6 protein-coding genes are annotated in these 6,293 nt (G+C 58.7%); 1 reads left to right on the top strand and 5 read right to left on the bottom strand.

Annotated features, from left to right (window positions below; translation table 11 throughout):
• Positions 1-103: 103 nt before the first annotated feature.
• The 5 genes from BN1137_RS06820 to kefF form a co-directional block, all read right to left on the bottom strand.
• On the bottom strand, positions 104-433 hold the full coding sequence (locus BN1137_RS06820; protein WP_232306902.1) for a cupin domain-containing protein: 330 nt from the start codon (positions 431-433) through the stop codon (positions 104-106).
• A 1,022-nt stretch (positions 434-1,455) separates the two neighbouring features.
• Positions 1,456-2,442, bottom strand: a complete 987-nt coding sequence (locus BN1137_RS06810; protein ID WP_050717852.1) for a helix-turn-helix transcriptional regulator — start codon at positions 2,440-2,442, stop codon at positions 1,456-1,458.
• Positions 2,443-2,738: 296 nt separating this feature from the next.
• Positions 2,739-3,125, bottom strand: coding sequence for a SirB2 family protein (locus tag BN1137_RS06805; protein ID WP_050717851.1), 387 nt, complete (start codon positions 3,123-3,125; stop codon positions 2,739-2,741).
• Positions 3,122-4,978, bottom strand: a complete 1,857-nt coding sequence (locus BN1137_RS06800; protein ID WP_050717850.1) for a monovalent cation:proton antiporter-2 (CPA2) family protein — start codon at positions 4,976-4,978, stop codon at positions 3,122-3,124. The genes BN1137_RS06805 and BN1137_RS06800 overlap by 4 nt, the downstream gene beginning before the upstream one ends.
• A gap of 67 nt (positions 4,979-5,045) precedes the next feature.
• Positions 5,046-5,645 carry a glutathione-regulated potassium-efflux system oxidoreductase KefF gene (gene kefF, locus BN1137_RS06795; protein ID WP_050717849.1) on the bottom strand — a complete coding sequence of 200 codons (600 nt, stop codon included), beginning with the start codon at positions 5,643-5,645 and terminating at the stop codon, positions 5,046-5,048.
• A 279-nt stretch (positions 5,646-5,924) separates the two neighbouring features.
• Here kefF and BN1137_RS06790 point away from each other — a divergent pair, with 279 nt between their 5' ends.
• Positions 5,925-6,248: a hypothetical protein gene (locus BN1137_RS06790; RefSeq protein WP_050717848.1), complete on the top strand. Its 324-nt coding sequence runs from the start codon at positions 5,925-5,927 to the stop codon at positions 6,246-6,248.
• Positions 6,249-6,293: the final 45 nt, after the last annotated feature.

The following is a 6,293-nucleotide window of genomic DNA, read 5'->3' as shown; positions in this document are numbered from 1 at the left end:
TCTAACGACTGGGCTTTTTTGTGTTTGAAATTTCTCATATCCCCTCTTTACGCCGCTGATCCCCATCAGTTTTAACGATACCTGTCTTGTTTCAGTAGCATTACTAATAGAACACGCAGAGCCAGATGGTCGGGACATCAGGATGAGTCCACTCCACCCGGTGCTTCTGGCGGGCGGGAATGTTGATGTGATCGCCCGGCCCCAGCAGCACCAGCTGCTGTTCCTGGGTTTGTGGATCGGAGAACAGCAGGCTGGCTTCGCCTTGCACTATCAACACCCACTCGTGCTCATCCTGATCGTACCATTCGCCGGGGGCTGTCTGATGGCCCAGGGAGACGATGCGCGCGATGCGCAGATAGTTGGTACTCACCAGATCCTGGAAGAGTTCGGTAGGCAGAGGAGAGGGAATGTCGTTGGGCAGATTGAGCAACACGGGCCTATCAGATGCTCGAGGAGCTCACCGTGATAGTGTCTGTGAGATGGAGTGAGGTCTCTGAGAGCGATATGCCGAGAGAGCGGCTCGATAGGAGGAGAGGGCGCTAGTGGCCTGGCTGGCTTGAATGGTCAAGGCTGACAGTAGTAGCCGATGTTAGCGCCTGATCTCGAGCATAAAGAAAAGGGGACGGCGTTTGCCGTCCCCTCAAGTCATCTAGTCCAGTCCCTGAACTGCCATGCTCCCTGCAATCCCTGACTCTATCCTGTCCTTCGGAATTTCCCCTTCCCAATCCGTTGAGGTGTCCTGTGGCCATCCTAGCCTGGCAATCGTTCCTGATTGCTTCACCATCTCCGTCCTGGAGGTGTCCGTTACCACATCCTGTGGTGTTCCTTGCGTCTTCCTGACAGATAACCATCCTGATTATCTCGCTTCATCCTGAAGCCGTTCCTGTCGCTTCCTGCGAGGTTCCATTCATCCTGAAGAGCAGTAATCCGTACCACTCTGCCTCATCCCGAGGTGTCCAACCACCGCATCCTGCGGTTGTCCTGTCATCCCTTGTGATAACCATCCGGGTTATCAGCCTCATCCTGAGGTGTTCCAACCACATCCTGTGGTTTTCCCTATTTATGCGTTGTTTCTGCATCCTGCCGAACCAGCGCCGTCCTTGTGAGACCCATATTAAGGCAAGCGTGAACGAGAACAAGGCGTGAGAGACCATCGAACACCGCCTTGCGCTGAGTAATCTTTGTTCTGCATGAGTTATTAACCATATATATCAGTGTGTTAGTTAGTTTCTTGGGAAAGTATGACAGGCCCGGGATGGCTTCACGTACGGTTCAACACTGAGGGGTCTTACAGGAGGAATGGCGGATCTCTCACAACCGAAAAGCGGGAGGAAAACGATGGTACAAGCGGCTCAATCCGTGGTGTAACAGTTAAAAATTAATTGAGTAAATATGCCTGAAATGCGTACAAAAAAGCCGAGACCAGGCTCGGCTTTTTTTCATGTGTCGTGGCTATCAGCTGACGCGGGTACCCGGTGTCGGGTATGCCTTGCGCAGTGACTCGGGGGCCAGTACTTCCAGGTTGCCGCTCATGTTGTTTAACCAGGAGCGAAACTCGGGCGTATCTTGTACCTCGGTCTCTACCACTACACTGCGTTTGTCGTAGCGGGTCATCCGCGGGTTGTGGCCCGGGATCTGACCATCTATGAGGGTCGGACAGTTGGCATCGATGCGGCCAACGAAGCGGATCGGGCCGCTGACGTCCTGATAACCCTGATCGCGGATCAGCTTCTGGATATTGAACTCCTTGGGCTGGGTCGCGCTGAAGTTGGTCAGTTCCACGTTCTTGATGTGATCGAACGGGATGCCATACACCTTGGGATCCAGCTCGGACAGGGTACAGAGCAGCACGGGGCCATCCGGCTGGTTCAGGATGCCGAGTGGGTTGATGCGGTCATAGCAGAGCCAGACGGTACGTTCCTTGATGACACGCTGGATCTCGGCGCTGAACTTGCGACCACGCCACAGGGCGTCGCGGATCAGGGTGCTGCGACGGATCTCCGGGTTGCCGGCGAAGGGGCGTGGCGACTGGTGCACGCTCTCGAGCCAGCGCTCCGCTAGCTCGCTCTGGCTGTCGCGGATCACCTGGCCAGCCTTGTCGACCAGCGGGTTCAATTCGGTCAATACGCTCGCCGGCAGCAAATGGCTCGCCTGATCACTCCAGGTTTTCAGGGCCACGGCCAGCGAGAGCGGCATGATGTTGGCGAAGTCATTGAGACCATGTCGCTCAAAACACCAGCCATGGGGTTTGCTGCGCTCGTCCGAGGTGAGGTCGAACAACCCCATGCCGGACATCTCTTCCAGGTCCCGTTGCACGGTACGCAGACTGACGTGTATGCCTTCTTCTTCCAGTTTTACCTGAAGTTGGCTGGCGGTCAGCTTGTAAGGGCGGTGCGGGATGCAACGCGCCAAGGTCAGTTGTCGTAACAGCTTCTTACTCATGGTGCATGCCTTCACTGGTTTAGCGTTGAGTGTATCCTAGCCATGACTTGCGACAGTCTATGTCGCAAGTTTTGCTGCGACAACTGTCGCCATTTTCATACATTCAAACGCAACTAAATGATATGTATAGTAAAACTAATCGTGATGAGCCTTGTTTGAGGCTGTAATTTTGCCAAAAAAAGCGGCAGAGACAAAGTCGTTGTTGCCAACGAAGAGAAAGGAAGCAGTGGAAACAGGGGGAAATGAGGGGGAGGAGATACGGTGAGGGCCCATGCCCCCACCGACAAAGCACTTCGTTATGCCAGCCAGGACCAGGCGGACTTGGTCATGGCGGCACCGACCATGTAGCCGAAGACGGCCAGCGCTGCCAGACCGGCGATCAGCTTCTGACTACGGGCCGGCCGCTTGAGCGCCATGACGCCGAGGCCGATATAGACCACCAGGGCAATCAGCTTGGCCATCAACCAGGGTTGCTGGCCCGGGCTCATCTGCAGGGTGACGGCCAGCAGCACCCCAAACAGCAGCAGCAGGGTGTCGTTGACGTGGGGCAGGATCTTGAGCCACTTCTGCTGCAGCCGGGCACTGCCACCGAGCGCCAGCAGCCAGCGGTAGAGGAACAGCAGCACGCTGACCAGCGCCAGGGTCATGTGCAGGTGTTTGAACATGGGGTAATAGGCAATCATATTGCTTCCTTGTCGTTGTCGGGCAGACCGCTGTTCCAGTTGTGGGCGTGGGTACGCTCCTGTCCTTCCTGATCATCTTGCAGCAGATCGGAGAGGATCTCCCGGTATTGCAGGCTCTTGTTGATATAGGTGTGCTCGTCGTCCAGATAGTTGACCTGCTCGCGCAGCAGCCGGTTGTCATACTGCTTGAACAGTTGGCCGGCGCGCCAGGCCTGGTTGGCCCTAAAGCCAAGCTGGGTCAGGGCCTCGACCCCGAGATCCACCGCCGAGCCCAGGGTCTCACGGTGCACGCTGTCGACGCCGAGGCGCAGGATCTCGTGGGCCGTGGGTCTGTCCTGGGCACGCGCCAGTATCTTAAGGTGCGGGAAGTGTTTCTTCACCATTTCAATCACTTCGAGCGAGGTGGCGGGATCATTGATGGAGAGCACCAGCAGCTTGGCCTTGTGGGCGCCGGCGGCGTGCAGCAGATCGAGCCGGCTGGCATCCCCATAAAACACCTGATAACCGTACTTGCGTAGCATCTCTATCTGGCTGGCATCCTGCTCCAGGATGGTCGTGCCGATACCGTGGCCACGCAGCAGGCGACCCACTATCTGACCGAAGCGGCCGAAACCGGCGATGATGACCGGGTGCTCGACCAACTCGGGCTGCTCATGCAGGGGTACGTCGGCCTGGTTGCGGTAGTCGAACCAGGGCTGGATCACGCGATCGTTGAGGATCAGCAGCAGTGGCGTCAGCGCCATGGAGAGCGCGACCACCAGGGTCAACAACGAGATGGTCTCGCTTGGCAGCACCTTGTTCTGGGTGGCGAACGAGAACAGCACGAAGGCAAATTCCCCCCCCTGAGCCAGCGCCAGCCCGAAGGTCCAGCGCTGGCCGGGCGAGATGCGAATGATGAGACCGAGCGCCATCAGCACCAGCCATTTCAGTACCATCAGGCCGATCACCAGCGCCGGGATGAGCAGGGGATGCTCGGCAAACAGGCTGAAATCGATGCCGGCACCGACCGACATGAAGAACAACCCGAGCAGCAGCCCCTTGAAGGGCTCGATATCCGCCTCCAGCTCGTGGCGATACTCGCTGTCCGCCAGTACCACCCCGGCCAGGAAGGAGCCAAGGGCGGGGGAGAGCCCCACCGACTCCATCAGCACCGCGATGGCGATGACCAGCAGCAGGGCGGCGGCGACGAAGATCTCCCGCATGTGAGACTGGGCGATGGCGCGAAATACCGGCCGCATCAGGTAATGACCGCCCAGCACTATGCCGGCGATGGCGGCGACCACCAACAGACCGTGCTGCCAGCCTGCCAGATCCGAATTGCCATTGCTGACCACAGGGGCGATGGCCAGCAGCGGCAGCACCGCCAGGATGGGGATCACGGCGATGTCCTGGAACAGCAGCACGGCGAAGGCGGAGCGGCCGCTCTCGCTCTGCATCAGCTTGCGCTCCTGCAGGCTCTGCAGCACGATGGCGGTGGAGGAGAGCGCCAGGATGAGGCCGATGGCGAGCCCTTGTTGCCAGGGCAGGCCGATGAGGCTGGCGACCCCGGTCAGGGCGGCGCTGGTGAGCAGCACCTGCAGGCCGCCGGTGCCGAGAATGGGCCCCTTAAGTTGCCACAGCAGGGCCGGTTTGAGCTCCAGCCCGACCAGGAACAGCATCAGCACCACCCCGAACTCGGCGAAGTGCATCACATCCTTCTGCTCGCCCACCAGACCGAGCAGGAAGGGACCTATGATGATGCCGGCCAGCAGGTAGCCAAGTACCGAGCCCAGCCCCCAGCGCTTGGCCAGCGGCACGGCGATCACCGCGGCCGAGAGATAGATTAGCGCATCAAACAACAAGCCGTGTCCCATCAGCGGACCTCCCCTGTGAATGAATCCATCCGACCCGCTGCAGTGGGCCGGTTTACTGCCTGATATGTCATGAGAGTACCTCCAGCAGATCGCGCAGATAGGCGCTCTCGCCGAGCTGCGCCGGTGTCAGCTGTTCATCGCGCAGGGCGCAGATCAGCTGGCGATAATCCTGACCACAACGGTGCAGCGCCTGGGGATCCTTCAACTTGTGGAAGGAGTGCAGCACGAAGGGAGGCAGCCAATCCATGCCGCACAGCAGTGCCGTCTGCTGGAATGGCAACAGGAAGTCGAGCAGGGACCGCTGGTTGTAACCCGCACTGCAGTAAGATTCGGGCGCGCCGCCTGTGGTGATGGCGGAGAGCCACTGTTTACCGGCCAGCGCATGGGCCTCGGGGCCATAGGCGTAGCCATACTCCAGCACCAGATCCATCCACTCTTTCATGATGGCCGGGCAGGAGTACCAGTAGAAGGGATGCTGGAAGACGATGATGTCGTGATCTTTCAGCAGCTCCTGTTCACGCTTCACGTCGATGAACATGTCCGGGTACTGGTGGTAGAGGTCGTGTACGGTGACGCCTTCCAGATGGGAGACGGCCTGCAACAGCTGTTTGTTGGCCCTGGAGCTCTGTAGCGCCGGGTGTGAGAAGATAACCAGAATGCGTTTCATGGGGTCATAACCTGAAAGGAGACTCTTGTCGGCAAAAAATTGAAGGTACATCGAGTTGCGACGTTAGCAAGAAGTGCCTTGTCCCGCCAGTGTTGGAGACGGATGACACCGCGCTTTTGCATCGACCAGGGCATCGCTGCCGACACCCGCTGACCAGCAGTCGGCTTGTCATCTTTTTCCCAAATCACGCTCTCTTTTGATCTGCCACAGGGAGGGAGACTTGACCCTCCCCCAGGGCCAAGGGTTACCATAGGCCTCCTTTGATAACCGAGGCCTGTCATGGTTCTGACCCGTCGCCAACTCGCTCGCGCCCGCCGCTGGCTCCCTCTGTGGAGCTTGCTGATGGTGTTGATGTCGTTTGGTAGCCGGGCGGCGACGGATCTCTGCACCCTGACTCCCCATTGCAGCCAGAGCGAGCGTACCCTGGAGAAAGCCATGCCCTGTGGCAGCTTCACCTCGGCCCTCGCCATGACGGTGCTGACCGGTGACAGCCTGACGGTCGCCGTGCTCGAACCCGATGCGCCGGATTTCCTCTCTCCTTCCTTGTATATGCCAGACGCCCCCAAGGCGCGGCTGGAGCGTCCCCCTCGCCAGCTTGGTTGAGTCGAGTTCCCCTGTTTTTTTGGGTATTTCTTCTTAATTTGAGGT

The sequence above is a fragment of the Aeromonas tecta genome, assembly GCF_000820185.1.
Taxonomy (GTDB): Bacteria; Pseudomonadota; Gammaproteobacteria; order Enterobacterales; family Aeromonadaceae; genus Aeromonas; species Aeromonas tecta.
Note: the sequence above shows the minus strand (reverse complement) of the source record. Positions and strands in the feature narration are given on the sequence as shown.